A 23,921-nucleotide genomic window follows, 5' to 3' on the forward strand; every position below is an offset into this window, starting at 1 on the left:
CGCGACGCGCACATGCGGTACTCTCGACGTTTTGCCCGTCAGGAGCCAAGCGGTGAGCCGTTACTGGAGCGACGTCGTTCAGCAACTCGTGCCTTACGTGCCGGGCGAACAGCCCGCGCTTGCACACCCCGTCAAGCTGAACACCAACGAGAATCCCTATCCGCCGTCGCCGCGCGTCGTCGCGGCGATCGCACGCGAACTCGGCGACACCGGCGACTCGCTGCGCCGCTATCCCGACCCGGTCGCGCGCGCGCTGCGCGAGACGGTCGCGGCCCATCATCGCATCGCGCCCGAGCAGGTGTTCGTCGGCAACGGCTCCGACGAGGTGCTCGCGCACGCGTTCCAGGCGCTGCTCAAGCACGACCGGCCGCTACGCTTTCCCGACATCACGTACAGCTTCTATCCGACCTACGCGCGCCTGTACGGCGTCGAGACCACGATCGTGCCGCTCGCGGACGATTTCTCGATCCGCGTCGACGACTATCTCGACGACGCCGGCGGCGTACTGTTTCCGAACCCGAATGCGCCGACCGGGCGCGCGTTGCCGCTCGCGGACGTCGAGCGGATCGCGGCCGCGAATCGGTCGTCGGTCGTCGTGATCGACGAAGCGTACGTCGATTTCGGCGCGCAGTCGGCGATCACGCTGATCGACCGTCATCCGAACCTGCTCGTCGTGCATACGACGTCGAAGGCGCGCTCGCTCGCGGGCATGCGCGTCGGCTTCGCGTTCGGCGATGCGGCGCTGATCGACGCGCTGAACCGTGTGAAGGACAGCTTCAACTCGTATCCGCTCGACCGGCTCGCGCAGGTGGCCGCGCAGGCCGCCTACGAGGACGCCGATTATTTCCACGCCACCTGCCGGCGCGTGATCGACAGCCGGGCGCGGCTCACGCATGCGCTCGACGCACTCGGCTTCGAGATCGTGCCGTCGGCCGCGAATTTCGTGTTCGCGCGCCATCCCGCACACGATGCGGGCACGATCGCGGCGAAGCTGAAGGAACGGGAGATTTTCGTGCGGCACTTCCGGCTGCCGCGGATCGACCAGCACCTGCGCATCACCGTCGGCACCGATGCCGAATGCGATGCGCTCGTCGCGGCGCTGCGCGAGCTGCTGGCCTGACACGAAGGAACCGGCGCCGGGCGGCGCCGATCCGAAAGCACGACGCGCGCGAGCCAAGCCAGGCGCGCGCGTCAGCGCAGGATCACGACGCGTCGTCGCCTTTCGCGGCGATCAACGCGTGATACTTCTCCATCAATTGCGCGTGCGATTCGTCATGCTGCGGATCGCGCGGAATGCATTCGACCGGACACACCTGCTGGCACTGCGGTTCGTCGAAATGGCCGACGCACTCGGTGCACTTGTTCGGGTCGATCACGTAGATGTCCGGGCCCATCGAAATCGCGCCGTTCGGGCACTCGGGCTCGCACACGTCGCAATTGATGCACTCGTCGGTAATCATCAAAGACATACTGATCTCACTTCTTCAGGCCGCCGGCCGGCTTCGCAACGAAACCGGCCGGCGCCGCGTCACGCGGCCGGGCCTCCGATCGCGGCGACTTTCTCGGTCAGCCACTTCTCGACGGACGGGAACACGAACTTGCTGACATCGCCGCCCAATTGCGCGATTTCGCGCACGATCGTTCCCGAGATGAACTGGTACTGGTCGGACGGCGTCATGAACATCGTCTCGACGTCGGGCAGCAGATAGCGGTTCATGCCCGCCATCTGGAACTCGTATTCGAAATCGGACACGGCGCGCAGCCCGCGCACGATCACGCGCGCATTGTTGACGCGCACGAAATCCTTCAGGAGGCCGGTGAAACTCATCACCTTCACGTTCGGATAATGACCGAGCACTTCGTTCGCAATCGTCAGACGTTCTTCGAGCGAGAAAAACGGCTTTTTCGCGCGGCTGTCGGCGACACCCACCACCAGCGTATCAAAAATGCTCGACGCACGCCGCACGAGGTCTTCGTGCCCGCGCGTCAGCGGATCGAACGTACCGGGATACACGGCGACTACCATGTCGCTCCTCCTGTCATCACGCAAACGGGATGGCAGCCGTGCGATGCGCACGCCGCTGCCGAGATGGGCATGCGTCGCCTTTGCCGCGCGCCGCCTCGTATGGAACGCGCATTATTCATCATTTTCGCGCCGCAGCAAATGATAGTGAACCGCACCGGCCTTGCCGTGCTTCGCCAGCTGCCAGCCCGCGAGCGCGTCGTGCGCGGCCGGATCGAGTTCCGCCCCCGTTTCGACGTACAGCGCGCCGCCGGCCGCGACGAGCGGCGCCGACAACGCGATCGCGCGCTCGAGCGCGGCCAGGTCGTCGAACGGCGGATCGAGGAACACGACGTCGAACGCGCCCGGCGTGAGCCCGGCCGCGAGCCGCAGCGCGTCGGCTTCGGCGATCTCGACCGAACGGGCGCCGAGCTTGTCCTTGATCGCACGAAGCTGCTGCGCGGCGCGCGGATGGCGCTCGACCATCACGACGCTCGCCGCGCCGCGCGACGCGGCCTCGAAGCCGAGCGCGCCGGTGCCCGCGAACAGGTCGAGGCAGCGCCAACCGTCGAGATCCTGGCCGAGCCAGTTGAACAGCGTCTCGCGGACGCGATCGGGGGTCGGGCGCAGGCCGTCGAGATCGAGCACCGCGAGCGGCGTGCGTTTCCAGTCGCCGCCGATGATGCGGATCGTGTGCGGCTTGCCGCGGCCAGGGGGGGCCGCCGGGCGGCCGGAAGAGGAACGGGACATACGGGATATCGACAACGGAGGGACCGGGCGCGCGCAGAGGGCGCCGCCAAACAGGCGCACGTTACCACAGCGGCGACGCCCACTGACGCGAGCGCCACGCCGCACTGATAAAATGCACGGTTTCGGCCGCCGTGCGCCGCGCCCGCGCGAACGCAGAACGGCCCGTCCGGCGCCCCGCCCTCGGCGGCGGCCCGCCCTCTTCCCGACGTCAGACCATGTTCAGTTTCTTCAAACGATTCAAGAAAACGCAGGAGCCCGATCCGGCGGAATCGCAATCGGCCGACGCGCAGCAAGCGGACGAAGCGTCCGACGCCGACGCGCGCGCGACGCCGCCCGCGGCCGACGTGCCGCAGGCGCCCGCGCAACCGGCCGCGCCGGCCGTCGTGATGACGGTCACGCCGACCAACGACGGCCGCGACGAAGTCGTCGAGACGGTCGAGATCGTCCCGCCGCCGCAGCAGGACGCGTCCGCGAAGAAGTCGTGGCTCGCGCGCCTGAAAACGGGTCTCGCGAAGACGGGCTCGAACATCACCGGCGTCTTCGTCAACACGAAGATCGACGAGGATCTGTACGAGGAACTCGAAACCGCGCTGCTGATGTCCGACGCGGGCGTCGACGCGACCGAATACCTGCTCGGCGCGCTGCGCGAGAAGGTGCGCGCGGGCCGGCTGACCGATCCGCAACAGGTGAAGAATGCGCTGCGCGACCTGCTCGTCGAGTTGCTGACGCCGCTCGAGAAATCGCTGATGCTCGGCCGCGCGCAGCCGCTCGTGATGATGATCGCCGGCGTGAACGGCGCGGGCAAGACGACCAGCATCGGCAAGCTCGCGAAGCATCTGCAGAGCTTCGACCAGTCGGTGCTGCTGGCCGCCGGCGACACGTTCCGCGCGGCCGCGCGCGAACAGCTCGCGGTCTGGGGCGAGCGCAACAACGTGACGGTCGTGCAGCAGGAAAGCGGCGATCCGGCCGCGGTGATCTTCGACGCGGTCAGCGCCGCGCGCGCGCGCAAGATCGACGTGATGATGGCCGACACGGCCGGCCGCCTGCCGACGCAGCTCCATCTGATGGAAGAGCTGAAGAAGGTGAAGCGCGTGATCGCGAAGGCGCACGACGGCGCGCCGCATGAAGTGCTGCTGGTGATCGACGCGAACACCGGCCAGAACGCGCTCACGCAGGTGAAGGCATTCGACGACGCGCTCGGCCTCACCGGCCTGATCGTCACGAAGCTCGACGGCACCGCGAAGGGCGGGATTCTCGCCGCGATCGCGCGGCAACGCCCGGTGCCCGTCTACTTCATCGGCGTCGGCGAGAAGGTCGAGGACCTGCAGCCGTTCAGCGCGGCGGAATTCGCGGACGCGCTGCTCGGCTGAACGCCGCCGGCTCGCGTCGCACCTCGCACGGGGCGCCTTCGGGCGCCCTTTTTCATGCGCGCCCGATCATTGCCTGCCACGGGCGCGCCGCGCTCATTCCGCGTCGGGTTGCACGCCCGGCTCGGCGGCCTTGAACGCATCGATCGTCGCCGCATGGTCGACGATGCGCTGGATCGTCGGGAAACGCGTCGTGTCGATCGAGAAGCGGTTCGCGTTGAACACCTGCGGCACGAGGCATATGTCGGCGAGTGTCGGCGTGTCGCCGAAGCACAGCGCGCCGGTGCGCGGATCGTTCGCGAGACGCGCCTCGAGCGTTTCGAAACCGGCCTCGATCCAGTGCCGATACCACGCGTTCTTGGCGTCCTCGGGCACCTTCAGCGTGTGCTTCAGGTACTTGAGCACGCGCAGATTGTTGAGCGGGTGGATTTCGCATGCGATCTGCAGCGCCACCGCGCGCACGTACGCGCGATCGACCGGCTGCTTCGGCAGCAGCGCGGGCTCGGGATGGGTTTCGTCGAGATATTCGATGATCGCGAGCGACTGCTGCAGCGTCGCGTCGCCGTCGATCAGCGTCGGCACGACCGCATCCGGATTCAGCGCGCGGTACGCGTCCTTCAGTTGCTCGCCGCCGTCGCGCAGCATGTGCACGGGGGCGTAGTCGAACGGCAACTGCTTGAGGTTCAGGGCAATCCGCACGCGGTACGACGCGGAACTGCGGAAATAGCTGTAGAGCTTCATGGGATGTCTCTCGTTGTCGTATTCGGCCGGCAACGGCACGGGTGCGGCGCAGCCGGTGCGCGCGTCGCCGGGAACCAGAGTGTAGCGCGGCACGATGCGCGGCCGCGCCCGTGCGATACTCGGGGCATTCCTTACCGCTCACCGCGCGGCCCGATGCCGGCCGCCCGCCCCACGCCCCGATGACCGCTTCCCACGATCCCGCCGCCGCTCCGTTCCCCTGCGCCCGCTTCATCAAGGAAATCGGCCGGGGCCCGAACGGCGCGCGCGCCCTGTCCGCCGAGGACACGTTCGAGCTCTATCGCGCGATGCTCGATGCGCGCGTGTCGGACGTCGAACTCGGTGCGATCCTGATCGCCTATCGGCTGAAGGGCGAATCCGCCGACGAACTGGCCGCGATGCTCGCCGCCGCGCAGGCATCGTTCGAGCCCGTGCACGTGCAGGACGCCGCGTTCCGGCCGGTGTCGATCCCGAGCTACAACGGCGCGCGCAAGCAGCCGAACCTCGTGCCGCTGCTTGCGCTGCTGCTCGCGCGCGAAGGCGTGCCGGTGCTGGTGCATGGCGTGGAATGCGATCCGGGCCGCGTGACGAGCGCCGAGATTTTCTCGGCACTGTCGCTCGCGCCGTCGACGTCGCACGATGCGATCGAGGACACGCTCGCCGAACGCCGGGTCGCGTTCGCCCCGATCGACGTGCTGGCGCCGCGCATCGCGCACCTGCTGTCGATGCGCCGCGTGCTCGGCGTGCGCAATTCGACGCATACGCTCGTGAAGATCCTGCAGCCGTTCGCGCCGGCCGGGCTGCGGCTCGTCAACTACACGCATCCGCCGTACCGCGACAGCCTCGCGCAGTTGTTCCGCGACCATCCGGACGCCGCGCTGGGCGGCGCGCTGCTCGCGCGCGGCACCGAAGGCGAAGCGGTGGCCGACACGCGACGCCAGGTACAGGTCGACTGGCTGCACGACGGCGTGTGCGACACGCTGATCGACGCCGAGCGTTCGTCGAGCGATGCGCCGCCCGTCGCCCTGCCCGAGTCGCGCGATGCGGCGACCACGGCCGCGTGGACGGACGCCGTGCTGCGCGGCGAGGTGCCGGTGCCGGACACGGTCGCGCGACAGGTCGCGACGATCGTCCGGATCGCCCGCGTCGCGCACTGAGGGCGCCGCGGCGCCCTCCTTTATCCCGATAATTGACACGCGAGCGCATCCTGGCATAGAGTGGCCGTCATGCGTTCCTTTCCGAACACCCTCCGAATTACCTCCGGCCGCCTAGCGCGGCCGCTATCGCTACGACTAGCCTAAGGCTGTCGTAGCGCCGTGTGCCGTCCGCACGGTCCTCCCAGCAGTTCCTCGCAGTACCCCTCTCGTAATTTTTACAACCCGAAGTCGTCAGCATTCGTCCGTCCATCCGTCGGCCGATTCGCGAAGATCATCCGCATCCGCGGCGCCATCGCGCGCCGGATGCGAGGCAGCGCCCACCGCCGCCCTGCCGCCCGTCTTCGCTCGCGACTTGAGACCCGAGGTCCAGAAGATGATGCGCAATCCGCAAGACAAGTACCGTCCGTTCGAGCCCGTCCGCCTCAATGGCCGCCGCTGGCCCGCCCGCACCATCGAGCGCGCGCCCGTATGGATGAGCACCGATCTGCGCGACGGCAACCAGTCGCTGATCGAGCCGATGAGCATCGAGCAGAAGCTCGAGTTCTTCGAAATGCTGGTCGCCATCGGGTTCAAGGAGATCGAAGTCGGTTTTCCGTCGGCGTCGCAAACCGACTTCGATTTCGTCCGCAAGCTGATCGACGACGAGCGGATTCCCGACGACGTGACGATCGAAGTGCTCGTGCAGTCGCGCGAAGACCTGATCGCGCGCACGTTCGAGGCGCTCGAAGGCGTGCCGCGCGCGATCGTGCACCTGTACAACGCGGTCTGCCCGTCGTTCCGCCGCATCGTGTTCGGGATGTCGAAGGACGCCGTGAAGGCGCTCGCGATCGACGGCACGCGCATCATCAAGGAACACGCGGCCGCGCGCCCCGATACGCAGTGGACGTTCCAGTACTCGCCGGAAACCTTCAGCATGACCGAACTGACGTTCGCGCGCGAGATCTGCGACGCGGTCGCGCAGACGTGGCGCCCGACCCGCGACCATAAGATGATCGTCAACCTGCCGGCCACCGTCGAGGCCGCGAGCCCGAACGTGTTCGCCGACCAGATCGAATGGATGGACCGCAACCTCGCGTATCGCGACAGCATCGTGCTGTCCGTGCATCCGCACAACGATCGCGGCACCGCGGTCGCGGCGGCCGAACTCGCGCTGCTCGCGGGCGCCGACCGGATCGAAGGCTGCCTGTTCGGCAACGGCGAGCGCACCGGCAACGTCGATCTCGTCACGCTCGCGTTGAACCTCTACACGCAAGGTATCGACCCGGGCCTCGATTTCTCCGACATCGATGCCGTGCGCCGCGTCGTCGAGCGCTGCAACCAGATCCCCGTGCATCCGCGCCATCCGTACGCGGGCGACCTCGTGTTCACCGCGTTCTCGGGCTCGCACCAGGACGCGATCCGCAAGGGCTTCGCGCAGCAGCGCCCCGACGCGATGTGGGAGGTACCGTACCTGCCGATCGACCCGGCCGATCTCGGCCGCAGCTACGACGCGGTGATCCGCGTGAACAGCCAGTCCGGCAAGGGCGGCGCGACGTTCCTGCTCGAACGCGGGATGGGCTTCACGCCGACGCGCCGCGTCCAGATCGAGTTCAGCCATGCGGTGCAGACGCTCGCCGACGCATCGGGCGAGGAAGTGACGGGCGACGCGATCTGCGCGCTGTTCGCGCGCGAATTCTTCGAGACCGACGGCCCGGCCGCGCGCCACGGCGGCGGCGCGCGCTGGCAGAACCGCGAGATCGTGGCGGCGCCTGCCGCCGACGCGACGCCCGACGACGCCGTGCGACATTTCGCCGCGGCATTTGCGGCGGCCGCCGGCGCCGCGATCGACGTCGCGTCGTGCGAACACACGCGCGCCGCGGACGGCCGGATCGCGGTATCGGTCGGCTGCCGGGTCGGCGACGCGCCGCTGCGGCACGGTGTCGGCGTGCACGCCGATGCGGCGAGCGCGGCGCTCGATGCGGTCGTCAGCGCGATCAACCGCTCGGCATGGCACTGCGCGGACCGCCGCGCGGCGGCCTGAGCGCGGGCTTCGATGCAGGGTTGAAAGGTCAGCGAGCGGTGCGTGACCGCCCGTGCGCCGCGCGATCCGCGCCGCACGAGGCAGCAAAAAGCGGCTCAGAAGGCCGCTTCGGTCGACACATGAAACGGAGCGCCACCCGCGCTCACGTCTCGGTCGCGCACCGCGTCGCCTGCCACGCGAACAGGCACCAGCGGCCCTGGGCGTGCGTGTGGACGGACGTATAGGCAATCGGGAAGACGAGGCCGCCGTTGTTCGTTTCCATCTCGATCAACGCGCGCCCGGTGACGACGCAGGTCTCGTCGCCGACCGGCAGCACGTCCTGCGACTGGATTTCGATCTGGCGATAGCGGCGGCGGCCGGCGACGATGGCGTCGATGAACTGCTGCTTGGTTTCCCGTTTGCCGTTCGTGTGGACGAAAAACACCTTGTCCGACAGCAGCGCGTCGAGCGCCTCGCCGTCGCCGTCCACCATCGCCCGGAACCGGTCGCGCTCGAGCGCGCGGATCGCATCGACCACCTTCGCCATCGCCTGACTCCTCGGCAACGCGCCCGCCTTGCACGGGCGTACGGATCAGAAGTTGTACTGCAGGTAGAACTGGTGGAAATTTATACCAGGATTCGGCTCTTTGATACCCGCGTTAGACACATGTTCGAAACGGTAGCCGACCTGATACTGTTGCCGTTGACCGAACTGCACGCCCACGCCGCCGGTCGGCGCGAACTGGAACGCGGTCGACAGCGAGAAATTGTTCGAGATCGTCGGGTGCGTCAGAAGCCGGACGCCGCCGCCCGCCTCGATGAACGGGCGAATCTCCCCGCTACTCTTGATGAAACGGAACATCGGCGTGACGCCGAACTCGCCGATGCTGCCATGGACGTTGCCGCCCGTGTGCCAGTAGCCGGCGTGCCCTTCGACGACGAACGCGAAGTGCCAGCCGCCGATTTCCCACCAGTTCCAGCCCGGATCCCACACCACGCCGATATCGGCCTTGTCGATTCCGCGACGATCCGAAAACCCGCCGCCCGCCTGGATCCCCCATCGATCCGCGAAAGCCGCACCCGATCCACCCAGAAGAGATGCTGCCAGCATCGCATGCAGCACCAGCCGGCTGCGGGGCCGGCGATTCTTCTTATTGTTCATCTGACACTCCAACTTTGTGGGTTGAATGGAGCCTGCCGCAACGGCCGGGCCCGAGCGAACTGAATGGTATGGTAAAGGACTTTTCGGATCGGCATCACGAAGCGAAATAGCTTGCTTCCAAAAAGACAAAAATCGAAATCGTCTACCGATTCCCATCGAAAACAACGGCTTACGGAACTTCGAGGCACGCCCCTTGTCGCAGAATAGACTATCGACTCAGCCGATTCGATAGAAAAATGGGGAACTCGGATGCCCCCGCCCGCTCTAAGGAATTAGCACTCACCTTGCGGGAGTGCTAAGATGACTCCCGGAATCTCATTCGAGACCGGGGTTTGTCCCTGATTCCAAAGGAGTTTTTAGTGAGCAACGCCCTGACCCTCCCGAACACCCTGAGCCCGACGCCGGCCAAGGCCGAATCGGCAGGCTCGTTGGCGCTCGCAGCCCAATCGATGTTGCCCGGCCAGCTCGGCAACATCGACGCGTACATCCAGGCCGTCAACCGCATTCCGCTGCTGACCGCCGAGGAGGAACGCCGGTACGCAACCGAATTCCGCGAAGACAACAACCTCGACGCGGCGCGCCGCCTCGTGCTGTCGCACCTGCGTCTCGTCGTGTCGATCGCGCGCAACTATCTCGGCTACGGCCTGCCGCACGGCGACCTGATCCAGGAAGGCAACATCGGCCTGATGAAAGCCGTGAAGCGGTTCGACCCGGCGCAAAACGTGCGCCTGGTGTCGTATGCGATTCATTGGATCAAGGCCGAGATCCACGAGTACATCCTGCGCAACTGGCGCATGGTGAAGGTCGCAACGACGAAGGCGCAGCGCAAGCTGTTCTTCAACCTGCGCAGCCACAAGAAGAGCATGCAGGCGATGACGCCCGAGGAAATCGACGGCCTCGCGCAGGAGCTCAACGTCAAGCGCGAGGAAGTGACCGAGATGGAAACGCGCCTGTCGGGCGGCGACATCGCGCTCGAAGGGCAGGTGGACGACGGCGAGGAATCGTACGCGCCGATCGCCTACCTGGCCGACTCGCACAACGAGCCGACCGCCGTGCTCGCCGCGCGCCAGCGCGACATGCTGCAGACGGACGGCATCGCGCAGGCGCTCGACGCACTCGACGCGCGCAGCCGCCGCATCATCGAGGCCCGCTGGCTGCACGTCGACGACGACGGCTCGGGCGGCTCGACGCTGCACGATCTCGCCGCGGAGTTCGGCGTGTCGGCGGAACGTATCCGCCAGATCGAAGCGAGCGCGATGAAAAAAATGCGCACCGCCCTCGCCGAATACGCGTAAATCCCCGACGATTCAGAGCGCTTCATCGAAAACCGCTGCCCGACCGGCAGCGGTTTTTTTCATCCGTTTTCCGCCGCTTTTCACCCGCTTTTCAGCGCGTTTCACGCTCCGTTTCTTCGCCGATCAATTGACCTGATTCATCGGGTATTTCGTCATTTGCGGCGCCCTTCCGCATAACCTTGATCTGCCTCAATTTCCACCCCATGTTTCGCGACGGTCTGCCGCAGCGCAGCACTCGGCATCGGAAAGCCGTCCTTTTAAAATTGGCATGTCAGGCGCAAAAGGATTAAAACAGCTTCACGGCCGTCATCAATCCGACGTAAAGTCGCCCCCAATCCGACGTAAATCGATTCAGGATAATCGCCTTGATCTCGATCAATAAAGAGCCAGCACCGCCTTCGCGGCCGGTCGGCACGATCGGCTGGCGCGCGCGCATCGCCGCGTGGGCACGCGGACCGACCCTCGCCCGCGACATCACCCTGGTGCTGATCGTCAAGCTGATCCTCCTGATGTCGCTCAAATACGCATTCTTCAATCATCCGCAGGCCGAACACATGTCGTTGCCGCCTGCCGCCGTGGCCGAGAAGCTGCTCTCGGTGCCGGCGCCTGCATCTACCGAGGGAGACCACCATGATAAGTAGCGAAGTCGTCGATCTGTCGCGTCTGCAGTTCGGCATCACGGCGCTCTACCACTTCCTGTTCGTGCCGCTGACGCTCGGCCTGTCCTGGCTGCTCGTCATCATGGAAGCGGTCTACGTGATGACCGGCAAACAGGTCTACAAGGACATGACCCAGTTCTGGGGCAAGCTGTTCGGGATCAATTTCGCGATGGGCGTGACGACCGGCATCACGCTCGAATTCCAGTTCGGCACGAACTGGTCGTACTACTCGCACTACGTCGGCGACATCTTCGGCGTGCCGCTCGCGGTCGAAGGCCTGATGGCGTTCTTCCTCGAATCGACGTTCGTCGGCCTGTTCTTCTTCGGCTGGAACCGCTTGTCGAAGGTCAAGCACCTGATCGTCACGTTCCTCGTCGCGCTGGGCTCGAACCTGTCGGCTCTGTGGATCCTCGTCGCGAACGGCTGGATGAACAACCCGGTCGGCGCCGAATTCAACTACCAGACGATGCGCATGGAGCTGACGAGCCTGTTCGACGTGCTGTTCAACCCGGTCGCGCAGGTGAAGTTCGTGCATACGGTGTCGGCCGGCTACGTGACGGCCGCGATGTTCGTGCTCGGCGTGTCGTCGTGGTACCTGCTGAAGAAGCGCGACGTCGACTTCGCGCTGCGCTCGTTCGCGGTCGCGGCCGGCTTCGGCCTCGCGGCGACGCTGTGCGTGATCGTGCTCGGCGACGAATCGGGCTATACGACCGGTGAAGTGCAGAAGATGAAGCTCGCCGCGATCGAATCCGAATGGGAAACGCAGCCGGCGCCCGCATCGTTCACGCTGATCGGCATTCCGAACCAGGAAGAACAGCGCACCGACTACGCGATCAAGATCCCGTATGCGCTCGGCCTGATCGCGACGCGCTCGATCGACGAGCCGGTGATCGGCCTGCGCGAGCTCGCGAAGCACAGCGAGGAGCACATCCGGAGCGGGATGGTCGCGTATGGCGCGCTGCAGAAGATCAAGGAAGGCGACACGAGCGACGCGACCCGCGCACTGTTCGACCAGCACAAGCAGTATCTCGGCTACGGGCTGATGCTCAAGCAGTTCACGCCGAACGTGGTCGACGCGACGCCCGAGCAGGTCAAGGCCGCCGCGCAGAAGACGATCCCGCCGGTCGCGCCCGTGTTCTTCTCGTTCCGGATCATGGTGTTCCTCGGCTTCCTGTTCCTCGCGACCTTCGCCGCCGCGTTCTGGTTCTGCGCGCGCCGCGAACTGCTGCAGGACAACCGCCGCTGGTTCCTCCGCTACGCGGTGTGGGCGATCCCGCTGCCGTGGCTCGCCGCGGAATTCGGCTGGGTCGTCGCCGAACTCGGCCGTCAGCCGTGGACCATCGCCGGCATCCTGCCGACGCACCTGTCCGCGTCGAGCCTGCAGCCGAGCGATCTGTACCTGAGCCTCGCCGGTTTCATCGCGTTCTACACCGCGCTGTTCGTCATCGAGATCAAGCTGATGTTCAAGTACGCGCGCCTCGGCCCGTCGTCGCTGCATACCGGCCGCTATCACCACGAACTCGCCGCTGCCGGCGAGCGGGCCGCAGTCTGAGCACGCCCTCGCAACGGAACAAGGAATCGCTATGGACTATGCAACTCTCAAGCTGATCTGGTGGCTGCTCGTCGGCGTGCTGCTGATCGGCTTTGCCGTCACCGACGGCTTCGACATGGGCGCGACCGCGCTGCTGCCGTTCCTCGGCAAGACCGACGAGGAGCGCCGCATCATCATCAACACCGTCGGCGCGACGTGGGAGGGCAACCAGGTGTGGCTGATCACGGCCGGCGGCGCGATGTTCGCCGCGTGGCCGCTCGTCTACGCGGCGTCGTTCTCCGGCTTCTACTTCGCGATGCTGCTGGTGCTGTTCGCGCTGTTCTTCAGGCCGGTGGGCTTCGACTACCGCAGCAAGCGGCCCGACCCGCGCTGGCGCGCGGGCTGGGACTGGGGCCTGTTCGTCGGCGGCTTCGTGCCGGCGCTGGTGTTCGGCGTCGCGTTCGGCAACCTGCTGCAGGGCGTGCCGTTCAAGTTCGACAGCGACCTGCGCGTGACCTACTACGGCGGCTTCTGGGCGCTGCTGAACCCGTTCGCGCTGCTGTGCGGGCTCGTCAGCCTCACGATGCTCGTCGCGCACGGCGCCGCGTTCATCAAGATGAAGACCGACGGCGCGATCGCGCGCCGCGCGTCGATCGCGCTACGCGTCGCGTCGTTGCTCGCGGTCGTGCTGTTCGTGCTGGCCGGCGTGCTGGTGGCCTCTTATATCGGCGGCTTCCACATCACCCATGCCGCGCCGACCGACACCGTCGCGAACCCGCTGCTCAAGGACGTCGCCGCCGGTTCGGGCCTGTGGCTCGCGAACTACGGCGAATATCCGTGGATGATCGCGGCGCCGGTCGCCGGCATCGCCGGCGGCGTGCTCGCGCTGCTGCTCGCCGGCTCGAAGCAGGAAAAGACGGCGTTCTTCTGCACCGGCCTGATGATCGTCGGCGTGATCCTGACCGCGGGCTTCTCGATGTTCCCGTTCATCATGCCGTCGTCGCTCGACCCGCGCAGCAGCCTGACCGTGTGGGATTCGACGTCGAGCCACATGACGCTGCAGGTGATGCTGTTCGCGGTGATCGTGTTCCTGCCGATCATCCTGCTCTACACGAGCTGGGTGTATCGCGTGATGCGCGGCAAGGTCACGCACCAGACGCTCGAAGAGAACAAGCACTCGATGTATTGATGCATTGAACCGGGCGGGGCGTGCAGGCGCCCTCGCCCACCGTTTCGCAAGGAGTCGGATCATGTGGTATTTCAGCTGGATTCTCGGTATCGGCGTCGCGCTGTCGTTCGGCATCGTCAACGCGATGTGGCTCGAAGCGCGGCAGAAGCCGCAGGAAGCGCCGGCGCGCGCGCGCCGCGCCTGACGGCATCGACGCGCGACACGCGCGCGGCCGAGCGCGCCGCCGCCGTCCGGAAAGGAAAGAACCTCGCTTCGCGCGAGGTTTTTTTTCGTCCCGGCCGCGCGGGCAGGCGCCGTACGTCGATGCCAATTTAGCGCCAGATTGATACCACTTGAATACCAATAAAAGGTTTCATAAGATCGTTGGACACGGCCGCTGACAGGCCGATTCCTTCCGGGTGGGGGAGACATGCGAATTCCGTGTAGGGCGTGCGCCTGCGCGCCGTGTCGACGTCCGTGCGCGAGGGTGCGCGCCGTCGTCGCGACCGTGCGCGGCCGGACGAATGCCGCCGGCTGCCGCCGCCTCGCCGGCGTGGCGATTGCCGGCTGCCGCCGATGAATCCGCGCCCGCCGCCGCGCCGGTCCGATCGGCACGCATGCCCGCCTCCCGTTCCGTAACGCACGCTCCCGCGTGCCGAATGCGCGCGGGGCACCCGCATCGCCCCGCGTGCTGGTATCGCCCGCAGCTCCACTGAAAGACCCGCTCGCAGCGACGTCGCGTCACGACGCCGCTACGCCCCCTTTTTCTCAGGAGTTCGAATGAAATCTACCTTGCCCTCCCTCATTGCCGGTCTGCTGATCGCGGTGCTGTCGCCGGCCGCGATCTCGGCGGCGTCGACGCCGGCGTCGGCCGTCGCCGGCGCGAGCACCGGCGCCGCCCAGGCGGCTGGTCTCGCGGCGCTGCTGTCGGACGGCCTCGCGCTGCGCGTGGCTGTCGACAACAACCACGCGGCCGCGGCCGGCGTGCCGTGCGCCGATCTCGGCGCCGACGGCGCCGCCTGCGCGACGGGCCGCCTGATCCTGCAGAACCGCGGCCACCAGGCGATCGCCGACGGCGGCTGGAGGCTCTACCTGCACAGCATCCGCCGCCTGCTGCGGATCGATCGTCCGGGCTTCGCGCTGCGGCGGCTCACCGGCGACCTGTACGAACTGACGCCGCAGCCGGGCTCGGTGCGGCTCGCGCCCGGCGAGCGCATCGAGCTGCCGTTCGTCGCCGAATACTGGCTGCTGCGTTACAGCGACGTGATTCCGCGCCCGTATGTCGTCGTCGACGGCGCGCCGCCGGCCGTGCTGCGCTACGACGACACCGACAACGAACTGCGCTACGTCGAATCGCTGCCGGCCGACGCGCAGAACAACTCGACCGGCAACGCGCCGCCGGTGGCCGCCCGCCCCGATCCGGGCCGCGCGCTGCCGAGCGTGAAGCGCGAACAGCCGCTGCCCGGCACGCTCGATCTGCGCGGCGTCGAACTCTCGCTGCCGGACCTGCCGGACGCCCAGGTCGCGGCGCTGCGCGAGCGTGCGACGACGCTCGGGCTCGACGGCGCGCGCGTGCCGGTTCGCGGCACGCTCGCGCCGCGCCGGCTGCCGGCCGACCTCGCGACACCGGGCGGCTACCGGCTCGCGATCGGGCCGCGCGGCGTGCTGATCGAAGGCTACGATCGTGCGGGCCTCTACTACGGCGTGCAGACGCTCTACTCGCTCGCGCCGGCCGGCGGCGGCCCGATCCCGGCGATGCTCGTCGAGGACGCGCCGCGCTTCACGCATCGCGGCATGCACGTCGATCTCGCGCGCAACTTCAAGCATCCGGCGACGCTGCGTCGCCTGATCGACCAGATGAGCGCGTACAAGCTCAACCGCCTGCACCTGCATCTGTCCGACGACGAAGGCTGGCGCATCGAGATTCCCGGCCTGCCCGAGCTGACCGAGATCGGCGCACGCCGCTGCCACGACCCGAGCGAGACGCGCTGCCTGCTGCCGCAGCTCGGCTCCGGCCCCGACAACCGCTCCGGCGGCGGCTACCTGACGCGCGACGACTACGTGGCGCTCGTGCGCTACGCGGCCGCGCGCTTCGTGCAGATCATCCCCGAGATCGACATGCCAGCGCATGCACGGGCGGCCGTCGTGACGATGGAGGCGCGCTACCGGCGGCTGCATGCGGCCGGCCGCGAGCAGGAAGCGAACGCGTATCGGCTGCTCGACCCGCAGGACACGACGAACCTGACGACGGTGCAGTTCTACGACCGGCGCAGCGATCTGAACCCGTGCGTGCCGGGCGCGCTCAACTTCGCGTCGAAGGTGATCCGCGAGATCGCGGCGATGCACGCGGACGCGCAAGCGCCGCTGCAGACCTGGCACTACGGCGGCGACGAAGCGAAGAACATCTTCCTCGGCGGCGGCTTCCAGCCGCTGAACGGCACCGACCCGAACAAGGGGCGCATCGATCTGGCCGCGCAGGACAAGCCGTGGGCGCGGTCGCCCGCGTGCACGGCGCTGCTCCAGCGCGGCGAGATCAAGTCGATCGACGAGTTGCCGACGCGTTTCGCGAAACAGGTGAGCGCGGCGGTCGACGCGAACGGGATCGGCACGATGGCCGCGTGGCAGGACGGCATCAAGCATGCGAACGGGCCGCAGGATTTCAGCACGCGCCACGTGATGGTGTCGCTGTGGGACACGGTCTTCTGGGGGGCGTCGGACAGCGCGCGCGACCTGAGCGGCAAGGGCTACCTGACGGTGCTCGCGCTGCCCGACTATCTGTACTTCGACTTCCCGTACACGCTCAATCCGCGCGAGCGCGGCTACTACTGGGGCTCGCACGCAACCGACGAGTACAAGGTGTTCTCGTTCGCGCCGGAGAACCTGCCGCAGAACGCCGAGGTGATGGGCGACCGCGACGGCAACCCGTTCGAGGTGACGGGCACGGGCGCCGCGCCGCGCATCGAAGGCATGCAAGGCCAGGCGTGGGGCGAAGTGATGCGCAACGACACCTTCCTCGAATACATGGCCTATCCGCGGCTGCTCGCGCTCGCCGAGCGCGCGTGGCACCGGGCCGACTGGGAGCTGCCGTATGCGGCCGGCGTGCGCTTCAAGCGCGGCGACACGCACCATGTCGACATCGCCGCGCTGCAGCGCGACTGGGCCGGCTTCGCGACGCTGCTCACGCAACGCGAATTGCCGAAGCTCGACCGCGCCGGCGTCGGCTACCGGAAGCCGACGTTCACGCTGACGAATCCGTGAACGGCTGAAAGCATCCGGCGATGCGCGATGCGGGCAAACGCATCGCGCATCGCCCGCCCCAAAAAGAAAAACGGCTTGCGACGCGTACGTCGCAAGCCGTGCTTTTTTGACCGCCGGCCCGAATCCGCCGCGCGGATCGATCAGGCCGGCTTCACCGCATCACGCCGGTTGTGCGGCCGTGCCGCCGCCCGACGGCGGCAGGCGCGCGCCGAGCTGTTCGGCATAGCGCACCGCCGCGTTGCCGCAGACGATGTGGAACGTGTCGAGCGACACCCATGCGACGTCGAGCGTGCCGAGACGCTCGCGATCGACCGCCGACGGATCGCGCACGACCACGCGCAGGCGCGTGGCGGCCACCGCCTCGAGCGACGCGACGTTGGTCGCCCCACCGAACACCGCGAGCCAGCGGGCCGGCTCCGGATCGAGCGGCCCGGCAGCCGCGCCCGTGACGGGCTGCGCGGCAGCGCCCGTTGCCCCCGATACGGCACCGGTCGCGCCGCCGCCGATCGCGGCACGCATCTCGTCGGCGATGATGTCGGCCTCGGGCCCGATGATCACCTGCACGCTGTTGCCGCCGCGCTTGAGCACGCCGCGTGCGCCGATCGACTTCAGTTCCGGCTCCGATACCTTCTCCGGATCGACGACGGTCAGGCGCAGGCGCGTCGTGCACGCGTCGACGACCGACAGGTTGGCCGCCCCGCCGAGCGCGGCGATGTAGCGTTGCGCGCGCGGCGCGGCAGCCGTTGCAGCCGCGCCCGGCGCGACGAAGCCGCCCGATGCGTACGATTGCGCGGCTGCATCGGTCGATGCCGGCTCACGGCCCGGCGTGGCCATGTTGAACTTGCGGATGAAGAAGCGGAACAGCCCGTAGTACGCGGCGCCATACGCGATGCCGAGCGGAATCGCGATCCAGCCCTTCGTCGACAGCCCGTAGTTCAGCACGTAGTCGATCGCGCCGGCCGAGAACGTGAAGCCGAGCTTCACGCCGAGAATCTGGCAGAGCGCGAGCGACAACCCCGTCAGCACCGCGTGGATCACGTACAGCACCGGCGCGAGGAACATGAAGCTGAACTCGATCGGCTCGGTCACGCCGGTCAGGAACGACGTCAGCGCCATCGAGAACAGCAGGCCGCCCACCATCGCTCGGCGCTCCTTCGGCGCTTCGTGCAGCATCGCGAGACACGCCGCCGGCAGGCCGAACATCATGATCGGGAAGAAGCCGGCCATGAAGGTGCCCGCGGTCGGATCGCCCGCGAAGAAGCGATGCAGGTCGCCGTGCACGATCTCGCCGCCGGCGGGCGGCGTGAAGTTGCCGAACACGAACCACGCAAGCGAGTTGATGATGTGGTGCAGGCCGGTGACGAGCAGCAGACGGTTCAGGAAGCCGAACACGAACGCACCGATCGCGCCCGCCGTCGTCAGCCACTGGCCGGCCGCATCGATCGCATGCTGGATCGGCTGCCACACGTACCCGAACGCGATGCCCAAGATCACGCAGACCAGCCCCGTGATGATCGGCACGAACCGCTTGCCGCCGAAGAACGCGAGGTAGTCCGGCAGCTTGATGTCCTTGTAGCGGTTGTACAGCAGGCCCGCGACCACGCCCGCGATGATCCCGGACAGCACGCCCATGTTCAGCTTGGGATCGATGTCCTTCATGATCGCGGTTTCGATCAGGTAACCGATCGCGCCCGCGAGCGCCGCCACGCCGTTGTTGTCCTTCGCGAAGCCGACCGCCACGCCGATCGCGAACAGCAGCGGCAGGTTGTCGAAGATCGCGCCGCCGGCGTCGGCGATCATCTTGATGTTGAACACATCCGGCTGGCCGAGCCGCAGCAGGATGCCGGCGACCGGCAATACCGCGATCGGCAGCATCAGCGCCCGACCCAGGCCCTGTATCTTCAGAAACGGGTTCCCGTCCATTCAGTCCTCCAATCCATGTCTCTTCAATCGTCGTTGACCTAATTGCTTTCGTAGTGAAACGGGTCGCGCGCCCCCCGTCGACGTCAGTCGAGCGGCCAGACCTCGCGGCTTGCTGCCCTTACCGCCTGTGCCGAATCGAGCGCGAGCAGATCCTGCGCGCGCTGACGGCACAACTGGTAATCGAGACGGCGCACACGCGCCTTGATGCCCGGCACCGACACCGGGTCGACCGACAGTTCGGTCACGCCGAGGCCGACGAGGATCGGCACCGCGAGCGGATCGCCGCCCAGCGCGCCGCACACGCCGACCCACTTGCCGTGCTTCGCCGCGCCGCGCACCGCGATGTCGATCAGGCGCAGCACGGCCGGATGCAGGCCGTCGGACTGCGCGGCCAGATCGGCCTGGCAGCGGTCCATCGCGAGCGTGTACTGGGTCAGGTCGTTGGTGCCGATCGACAGGAAATCCGCGTGCTGCGCGAGCTGGTCGGCCAGCAGCGCGGCCGACGGCACCTCGATCATCACGCCGACCTCGATCGGCTCGGTGCGGCCCTGCGCGCGCGCGAATTCGTCGATGCGCTTGCGCAGCCGCACGAGTTCGCCCGCGTCGGTCACCATCGGCAACAGGATGCGCACCGCGCCGAACGGCTTCACCGCGAGCAGGCCCTGCAACTGATCGTCGAGCAGATCGGGGCGCACCTGCGCGAGACGGATGCCGCGCAGGCCGAGCGCCGGGTTCGGTTCGGGCGGCAGCGTCAGGTAGTCGACTTCCTTGTCCGCGCCGACGTCGAGCGTGCGGATGATCGCCGTGCGGCCCTGCAGCGCGTCGACGATCGACTGGTAGCTCTGCTGATGTTCGGCGACCGTCGGCGCGGCCTGGCGATGGATGAACATCAGCTCGGTGCGCAGCAGCCCGACCGCGTCCGCGCCGTTGTCGACCGCGGTGTTCGCGTCGTCGAGCGTCGCGATGTTCGCGGCGACTTCGATCGCGCGGCCGTCGACCGTCGCGGCCGCCTCGCCGGCCCGTTGCCGGTTCGTCTCGCGCACGCCGTCCAGGCGCTGGCGCTCGTGCCGCGCGCGCTCGACGTCGAGCGCGGTCGGTGCGTGTTCGAGCCGGCCCGCGCTCGCATCGACGACGACCTGCGTGCCGTCCGGAATCGCGTACAGCGCGTCGCCGACCGCCACCAGCGCCGGGATGCCGAGCTGCCGCGCGATGATCGCCGCGTGCGACGTCGCGCCGCCGCGCGCCATCACGAGCGCGGTCACGCGCTCGCGATCGAGCGACGACAGGTCGGACGGCGTGAACTCGTCGGCCGCGAGCACGGCCTCGTCGGGCAGCGCACGCACGGCGCCGTTCGTGTGGCCGAGCGCGCGCAGCACGCGTTTCTCGATGTCGCGCAGGTCGGCCGCGCGTTCGGCGAGCAGCGCGTCGTCGAGCTTCGACAGCGTGTCGATCTGCGTGCGGATCGTCGCGCGCCACGCGAAGCCCGCGCCCTTGCCGAGACTGATCAAGTCGCGCGCCGCGTCGATCAGCGTCGGATCCTCGAGCAGCACGCGATGCACCGCGAAGATGCCCGCTTCGCCGACCGCGCCGCGCGCCGACGCGTTGCGCACCGTTTCGCCGAGCTCGGCGTCGACCGCCTTCAACGCCTGGTCGAGCCGGCGGCTTTCCGCAGCCGGCGTGCCGGTGGCCTGCTCGGGCGGCACGATGTCCGCATCGTCGAGACGCACCAGCGTGCCGACCGCGATGCCGGGCGACGCACATACGCCGGCGAGCGTGTTCGGATCGATGGGCGCGCCATCGATCGGTGCGCCGGTGTGGCGTGCGACCGTCTGCGGCGCGGGCGATGTCAGCCGCGCCGGCTTTTCTTCCACTTCGCCGTGCGCCTCGCGCAGCAGCTCGTGCTCGACCGCGTCGACGGCCTGCTGCGCGTGCGCGCCGCGTCCGACCAGTTCGACCGTCGCGCCTTCGCCGGCGCCGAGGCCGAGCAGGCCGACGACGCTCGCGATCGACGCCTTGCGGCCGTCGTACAGCACGTCGACGGCCGCGTCGAACCCGCGCACGGCTTCACGCGCCCGTGCGGCCGGCCGCGCATGCAGCCCGCCCGGCTGCGCGAGCACGATCGCGCGGCGCACTTCGTTGTGCGCGGCAGCACCCGCCTGCGCCGCCTGCGCGGCGGCGTCGCCCTTGCCGCGCAGCGCGAGCAACGGCGTCTCGCCGGCGGTCGCGAAACCGCTCGCGCGATCGACGACCTCGAACGCGTCGGAATTCGCGATCGCGATTACCGACACGAGCGAATGTGCATGGCGCGCCACCGCGTCCTGGTCGAACTCGATCAACAGCGCGCCCGCTTCGACGCGCGCGCCGGCTTCGACGTGCGCGATGAAGCCCTGGCCGTTCAGCTCGACGGTATCGATGCCGATGTGCAGCAGCACTTCCGCGCCTTGCGGCGTCGTGATCGTCACCGCGTGGCCGGTGCGCGCCAGATGCGACACGACGCCCGCGCACGGCGCGACGAGCCGGCCCGCGAGCGGGTCGATGCCGATGCCGTCGCCGAACATCCCGCCGGAGAACACCGGATCGGGCACATCGGCCAGTGCGACGATCGGCCCCGTCAACGGGCTGAGCAGAACGATCTGATCGTGGGTGGGGCTCTTCAACTGGGATTCCTCGGCGCGTCTCATCGGCTTTCTCGGCTATCAGTGCGTTTCTGTCACTTTGTTCAGGTGGCGCGGCGTGTCGGGATTGCGGCCGCGCGCGACGGCGAGATCCGCCGCCATCACGTAGAACGAAAGAATGGCGGCGATCGGGTCGAGCGCCGAATGGGCAGACTGCGCGAGCGGCAGCACGGTGCCCGATACGCCGGGCGTGCCGGCGGGCGCCGCGAGCAACACGGCGGCGCCGCGTGCGCGCATGTCCGCGGCGAGTTGCAGCAGGCCGGCCTGCTCGGGCCCGGGCGGCGCGAACACGAGCAGCGGATAGTCGCGGTCGATCAGCTCCATCGGGCCGTGACGGACTTCGGCGCTCGAGAACGCCTCGGCCTGGATGCCGGACGTTTCCTTCAGCTTCAGCGCGGCTTCCTGCGCGATCGCGAGGCCCAGGCCGCGGCCGATGACGATCATCCGTTCGATGCCCGCGAGCGCCGCGACGGCCTGCGACCAGTCGAGCCGGCCGGCCTGCGCGAGCACGTCGGGCAGGCCGCGCAGCGCGGTCATCAGCGCGGCGTCGCGCTGCCAGTACGCGACGATCTGCGCGGACAGCGACAGCATCGCGATATAGCTCTTGGTCGCGGCGACCGACAGCTCGGGGCCGGCCAGCAGCGGCAACTGGTGCTCGCACGCGTCGGCGAGCGGCGACGGCAGCACGTTCACGGCGGCGACGGTGCGTGCGCCGGCTTCGCGCAGCGCGGCCATCGTATTGACGAGATCGGGGCTCTTGCCCGACTGGGAAAAGGCGATCGCGAGCTGGTCCTGCACCTTCAGCGGCGCCTGCTGCAGCGTCGCCACCGACATCGGCAGCGACGCGACCGGCACGCCGAGGCGGCTCATCGTCAGGCTCGCGAAATAGCTGGCGGCGTGATCCGAGCTGCCGCGCGCGACCGTCAGCGCGACGGCCGGCGGGTGATCGAGCAATTGGCCGGCGAGCGCTTCGACGCGCGCGGTGTCGGCGATCTGCGCGGCGACGACCTGGGTGGACTCGCGCGCTTCCTTAAGCATATTCGACAATCGATTCTCCTTCGACATAGGTCGCGGTGAGGTTCAGGTCGCGATCGAACACCGCGAGGTCGGCCCATGCGCCGCGCTCGAGGCGGCCTCGATCGGCGACGCCGAGGTAGTCGGCCGCGTAGCGCGACATCCGGTTCGACACGTCGGCGATCGGCAGGCCGAGCGACACGAGATTGCGCAGCGCCTGGTCCATCGTCAGCGTGCTGCCGGCGAGCGTGCCGTCGGCGAGCCGCACGCCGCCGAGGCACTTCGTCACGTGCTGGCTGCCGAGCCGGTATTCGCCGTCGGGCATGCCGGTGGCGGACGTGCTGTCGGTCACGACGTACAGGCGCGGAATCGCGCGCAGCGCCGCGCGAATCGCGCCCGGGTGGACGTGCAGCAGGTCGGGAATGATTTCCGCGTATTCGGCGTGCGCGAGCGCCGCGCCGACGAGGCCCGGGTTGCGGTGATGCAGCGGCGACATCGCGTTGAACAGGTGCGTGAAGCCGCATGCGCCGTGCTTGAGCGCGGCGACCGCGTCGTCGTAGGTCGCGAGCGAGTGGCCGAGCTGCACGCGCACGCCGCGCGCGGCCATCTCGCCGATGATCTCGATGTGGCCCGCGATTTCGGGTGCGAGCGTGACGACGCGGATCGGCGCGATCGACAGGTACTTCAGCACCTCGTCGAGCGCCGCCGACACGGCCGCGTCGGGCTGCGCGCCGAGCTTGCCGGGATTGATGTACGGCCCTTCGAGATGCACGCCGAGCACGCGCGCACCGCCCGGCGTGCGGTTGCGCGCGACGGTGCCGAGGTTCGCGACGACCTCCATCAGTTCGTCGCGCGGCGCGGTCATCGTCGTCGCGAGCAGGCTCGTCGTGCCGAATTGCGCGTGCGTGCGGACGATCGTTTCGATCGCGTCGCCGCCTTCCATCACGTCGGCACCGCCGCCGCCGTGCACGTGCAGGTCGATGAAGCCGGGCAGGATGTACGGTGCGTCGTTCTGCGCGGGATCGACGGGCACGCCGTCGAGCGTGGTGATGCGGCCGTTCTCGCTATCGAGCGAACCGTGAATCCAGCCGTCGGGGGTGAGGATGTTGCCAGTCAGCATGACGTTCTCTTGATGATCCGGTGACGCGGGCATCCGCGTCGTGATTTGCCAATTCGTTGCGATTCGTCGCGCGCGATTGCGTTCCATCGCGCATGGTGCGCCG

General features: G+C 68.0%; 20 protein-coding genes. 10 read left to right on the top strand and 10 right to left on the bottom strand.

Translation table 11 applies throughout. The features are described 5' to 3' along the window. The first annotated feature begins 52 nt into the window (after positions 1 to 52). Positions 53 to 1,120, top strand: coding sequence for a histidinol-phosphate transaminase (hisC, locus tag WS96_RS05625; protein ID WP_059831133.1), 1,068 nt, complete (start codon positions 53 to 55; stop codon positions 1,118 to 1,120). Between the two features lie 82 nt (positions 1,121 to 1,202). On the opposite strand, the gene WS96_RS05630 is transcribed toward hisC, so the two are convergent. The 3 genes from WS96_RS05630 to rsmD form a co-directional block, all read right to left on the bottom strand. Next, positions 1,203 to 1,469 (bottom strand): YfhL family 4Fe-4S dicluster ferredoxin, encoded by a 267-nt coding sequence (locus WS96_RS05630; protein WP_027785471.1) that lies wholly within the window; start codon positions 1,467 to 1,469, stop codon positions 1,203 to 1,205. A gap of 59 nt (positions 1,470 to 1,528) precedes the next feature. Further along, positions 1,529 to 2,026: a pantetheine-phosphate adenylyltransferase gene (gene coaD, locus WS96_RS05635; protein ID WP_027785472.1), complete on the bottom strand. Its 498-nt coding sequence runs from the start codon at positions 2,024 to 2,026 to the stop codon at positions 1,529 to 1,531. Positions 2,027 to 2,137: 111 nt separating this feature from the next. Next, positions 2,138 to 2,752, bottom strand: a complete 615-nt coding sequence (gene rsmD, locus WS96_RS05640; RefSeq protein ID WP_059831134.1) for a 16S rRNA (guanine(966)-N(2))-methyltransferase RsmD — start codon at positions 2,750 to 2,752, stop codon at positions 2,138 to 2,140. Between the two features lie 215 nt (positions 2,753 to 2,967). On the opposite strand from rsmD, the gene ftsY reads away from it, so the two are divergent. Next, positions 2,968 to 4,122: a signal recognition particle-docking protein FtsY gene (gene ftsY, locus WS96_RS05645; RefSeq protein WP_059795510.1), complete on the top strand. Its 1,155-nt coding sequence runs from the start codon at positions 2,968 to 2,970 to the stop codon at positions 4,120 to 4,122. A gap of 93 nt (positions 4,123 to 4,215) precedes the next feature. On the opposite strand, the gene maiA is transcribed toward ftsY, so the two are convergent. Beyond that, on the bottom strand, positions 4,216 to 4,860 hold the full coding sequence (gene maiA / locus WS96_RS05650) for a maleylacetoacetate isomerase (protein WP_059831225.1): 645 nt from the start codon (positions 4,858 to 4,860) through the stop codon (positions 4,216 to 4,218). Positions 4,861 to 5,039: 179 nt separating this feature from the next. Between maiA and ybiB the strand changes: the two genes are divergently transcribed. Then, on the top strand, positions 5,040 to 6,014 hold the full coding sequence (gene ybiB / locus WS96_RS05655; RefSeq protein WP_059831136.1) for a DNA-binding protein YbiB: 975 nt from the start codon (positions 5,040 to 5,042) through the stop codon (positions 6,012 to 6,014). A gap of 373 nt (positions 6,015 to 6,387) precedes the next feature. Continuing rightward, positions 6,388 to 8,034, top strand: coding sequence for a 2-isopropylmalate synthase (leuA, locus tag WS96_RS05660; protein ID WP_059831138.1), 1,647 nt, complete (start codon positions 6,388 to 6,390; stop codon positions 8,032 to 8,034). Between the two features lie 142 nt (positions 8,035 to 8,176). On the opposite strand, the gene WS96_RS05665 is transcribed toward leuA, so the two are convergent. Further along, positions 8,177 to 8,560 (bottom strand): nuclear transport factor 2 family protein, encoded by a 384-nt coding sequence (locus WS96_RS05665; protein ID WP_034208430.1) that lies wholly within the window; start codon positions 8,558 to 8,560, stop codon positions 8,177 to 8,179. A 45-nt stretch (positions 8,561 to 8,605) separates the two neighbouring features. Beyond that, positions 8,606 to 9,175, bottom strand: coding sequence for a lipid A 3-O-deacylase PagL (gene pagL, locus WS96_RS05670; protein ID WP_034208431.1), 570 nt, complete (start codon positions 9,173 to 9,175; stop codon positions 8,606 to 8,608). 359 nt (positions 9,176 to 9,534) lie between these two features. On the opposite strand from pagL, the gene rpoH reads away from it, so the two are divergent. The 6 genes from rpoH (at position 9,535) to WS96_RS05700 (ending at position 17,086) form a co-directional block, all read left to right on the top strand. Further along, positions 9,535 to 10,470 (top strand): RNA polymerase sigma factor RpoH, encoded by a 936-nt coding sequence (gene rpoH, locus WS96_RS05675; RefSeq protein WP_034208432.1) that lies wholly within the window; start codon positions 9,535 to 9,537, stop codon positions 10,468 to 10,470. Between the two features lie 359 nt (positions 10,471 to 10,829). Then, positions 10,830 to 11,111, top strand: coding sequence for a cytochrome oxidase putative small subunit CydP (gene cydP, locus WS96_RS05680; RefSeq protein WP_179949914.1), 282 nt, complete (start codon positions 10,830 to 10,832; stop codon positions 11,109 to 11,111). Continuing rightward, positions 11,101 to 12,681, top strand: a complete 1,581-nt coding sequence (locus tag WS96_RS05685; protein WP_034208434.1) for a cytochrome ubiquinol oxidase subunit I — start codon at positions 11,101 to 11,103, stop codon at positions 12,679 to 12,681. Before cydP ends, WS96_RS05685 begins: the two co-directional genes overlap by 11 nt. Before the next feature lie 31 nt (positions 12,682 to 12,712). Continuing rightward, the gene (gene cydB / locus WS96_RS05690; protein ID WP_059831142.1) at positions 12,713 to 13,849 is read left to right on the top strand and encodes a cytochrome d ubiquinol oxidase subunit II; all 1,137 of its coding nucleotides are present in this window, start codon (positions 12,713 to 12,715) and stop codon (positions 13,847 to 13,849) included. A 61-nt stretch (positions 13,850 to 13,910) separates the two neighbouring features. Then, positions 13,911 to 14,033, top strand: a complete 123-nt coding sequence (gene cydX / locus WS96_RS05695) for a cytochrome bd-I oxidase subunit CydX (RefSeq protein WP_059831145.1) — start codon at positions 13,911 to 13,913, stop codon at positions 14,031 to 14,033. Between the two features lie 575 nt (positions 14,034 to 14,608). Continuing rightward, positions 14,609 to 17,086 carry a family 20 glycosylhydrolase gene (locus tag WS96_RS05700; protein WP_059831147.1) on the top strand — a complete coding sequence of 826 codons (2,478 nt, stop codon included), beginning with the start codon at positions 14,609 to 14,611 and terminating at the stop codon, positions 17,084 to 17,086. A 159-nt stretch (positions 17,087 to 17,245) separates the two neighbouring features. Here the strand turns inward: WS96_RS05700 and nagE are convergent, their stop codons facing one another. The 4 genes from nagE to nagA all read right to left on the bottom strand — a co-directional run bounded on the left by nagE (position 17,246) and on the right by nagA (position 23,818). Then, complete coding sequence (gene nagE, locus WS96_RS05705) at positions 17,246 to 19,009, bottom strand: N-acetylglucosamine-specific PTS transporter subunit IIBC (protein ID WP_059831149.1); 1,764 nt, start codon at positions 19,007 to 19,009, stop codon at positions 17,246 to 17,248. Positions 19,010 to 19,092: 83 nt separating this feature from the next. Next, complete coding sequence (ptsP, locus tag WS96_RS05710; protein ID WP_059831150.1) at positions 19,093 to 21,690, bottom strand: phosphoenolpyruvate--protein phosphotransferase; 2,598 nt, start codon at positions 21,688 to 21,690, stop codon at positions 19,093 to 19,095. Between the two features lie 15 nt (positions 21,691 to 21,705). Beyond that, positions 21,706 to 22,722: an SIS domain-containing protein gene (locus WS96_RS05715; RefSeq protein ID WP_059831152.1), complete on the bottom strand. Its 1,017-nt coding sequence runs from the start codon at positions 22,720 to 22,722 to the stop codon at positions 21,706 to 21,708. Continuing rightward, positions 22,715 to 23,818, bottom strand: a complete 1,104-nt coding sequence (gene nagA / locus WS96_RS05720) for an N-acetylglucosamine-6-phosphate deacetylase (RefSeq protein WP_034208765.1) — start codon at positions 23,816 to 23,818, stop codon at positions 22,715 to 22,717. The genes WS96_RS05715 and nagA overlap by 8 nt, the downstream gene beginning before the upstream one ends. Between the last annotated feature and the right edge of the window lie 103 nt (positions 23,819 to 23,921).

The organism is Burkholderia sp. MSMB1835 (assembly GCF_001526365.1).
Classification (GTDB): domain Bacteria; phylum Pseudomonadota; class Gammaproteobacteria; order Burkholderiales; family Burkholderiaceae; genus Burkholderia.

Bases quoted from the DNA above. Each gene is read 5' to 3' on its own strand.
- WS96_RS05665 (WP_034208430.1), bottom strand. From the start codon at position 8,560: ATGGCGAAGGTGGTCGATGCGATCCGCGCGCTCGAGCGCGACCGGTTC.
- nagE (WP_059831149.1), bottom strand. From the start codon at position 19,009: ATGGACGGGAACCCGTTTCTGAAGATACAGGGCCTGGGTCGGGCGCTG.
- leuA (WP_059831138.1), top strand. From the start codon at position 6,388: ATGATGCGCAATCCGCAAGACAAGTACCGTCCGTTCGAGCCCGTCCGC.
- coaD (WP_027785472.1), bottom strand. From the start codon at position 2,026: ATGGTAGTCGCCGTGTATCCCGGTACGTTCGATCCGCTGACGCGCGGG.
- ybiB (WP_059831136.1), top strand. From the start codon at position 5,040: ATGACCGCTTCCCACGATCCCGCCGCCGCTCCGTTCCCCTGCGCCCGC.
- pagL (WP_034208431.1), bottom strand. From the start codon at position 9,175: ATGAACAATAAGAAGAATCGCCGGCCCCGCAGCCGGCTGGTGCTGCAT.
- ftsY (WP_059795510.1), top strand. From the start codon at position 2,968: ATGTTCAGTTTCTTCAAACGATTCAAGAAAACGCAGGAGCCCGATCCG.
- rsmD (WP_059831134.1), bottom strand. From the start codon at position 2,752: ATGTCCCGTTCCTCTTCCGGCCGCCCGGCGGCCCCCCCTGGCCGCGGC.
- WS96_RS05685 (WP_034208434.1), top strand. From the start codon at position 11,101: ATGATAAGTAGCGAAGTCGTCGATCTGTCGCGTCTGCAGTTCGGCATC.
- WS96_RS05715 (WP_059831152.1), bottom strand. From the start codon at position 22,722: ATGCTTAAGGAAGCGCGCGAGTCCACCCAGGTCGTCGCCGCGCAGATC.
- WS96_RS05630 (WP_027785471.1), bottom strand. From the start codon at position 1,469: ATGTCTTTGATGATTACCGACGAGTGCATCAATTGCGACGTGTGCGAG.
- ptsP (WP_059831150.1), bottom strand. From the start codon at position 21,690: ATGAGACGCGCCGAGGAATCCCAGTTGAAGAGCCCCACCCACGATCAG.
- cydX (WP_059831145.1), top strand. From the start codon at position 13,911: ATGTGGTATTTCAGCTGGATTCTCGGTATCGGCGTCGCGCTGTCGTTC.
- WS96_RS05700 (WP_059831147.1), top strand. From the start codon at position 14,609: ATGAAATCTACCTTGCCCTCCCTCATTGCCGGTCTGCTGATCGCGGTG.
- cydB (WP_059831142.1), top strand. From the start codon at position 12,713: ATGGACTATGCAACTCTCAAGCTGATCTGGTGGCTGCTCGTCGGCGTG.
- nagA (WP_034208765.1), bottom strand. From the start codon at position 23,818: ATGCTGACTGGCAACATCCTCACCCCCGACGGCTGGATTCACGGTTCG.
- maiA (WP_059831225.1), bottom strand. From the start codon at position 4,860: ATGAAGCTCTACAGCTATTTCCGCAGTTCCGCGTCGTACCGCGTGCGG.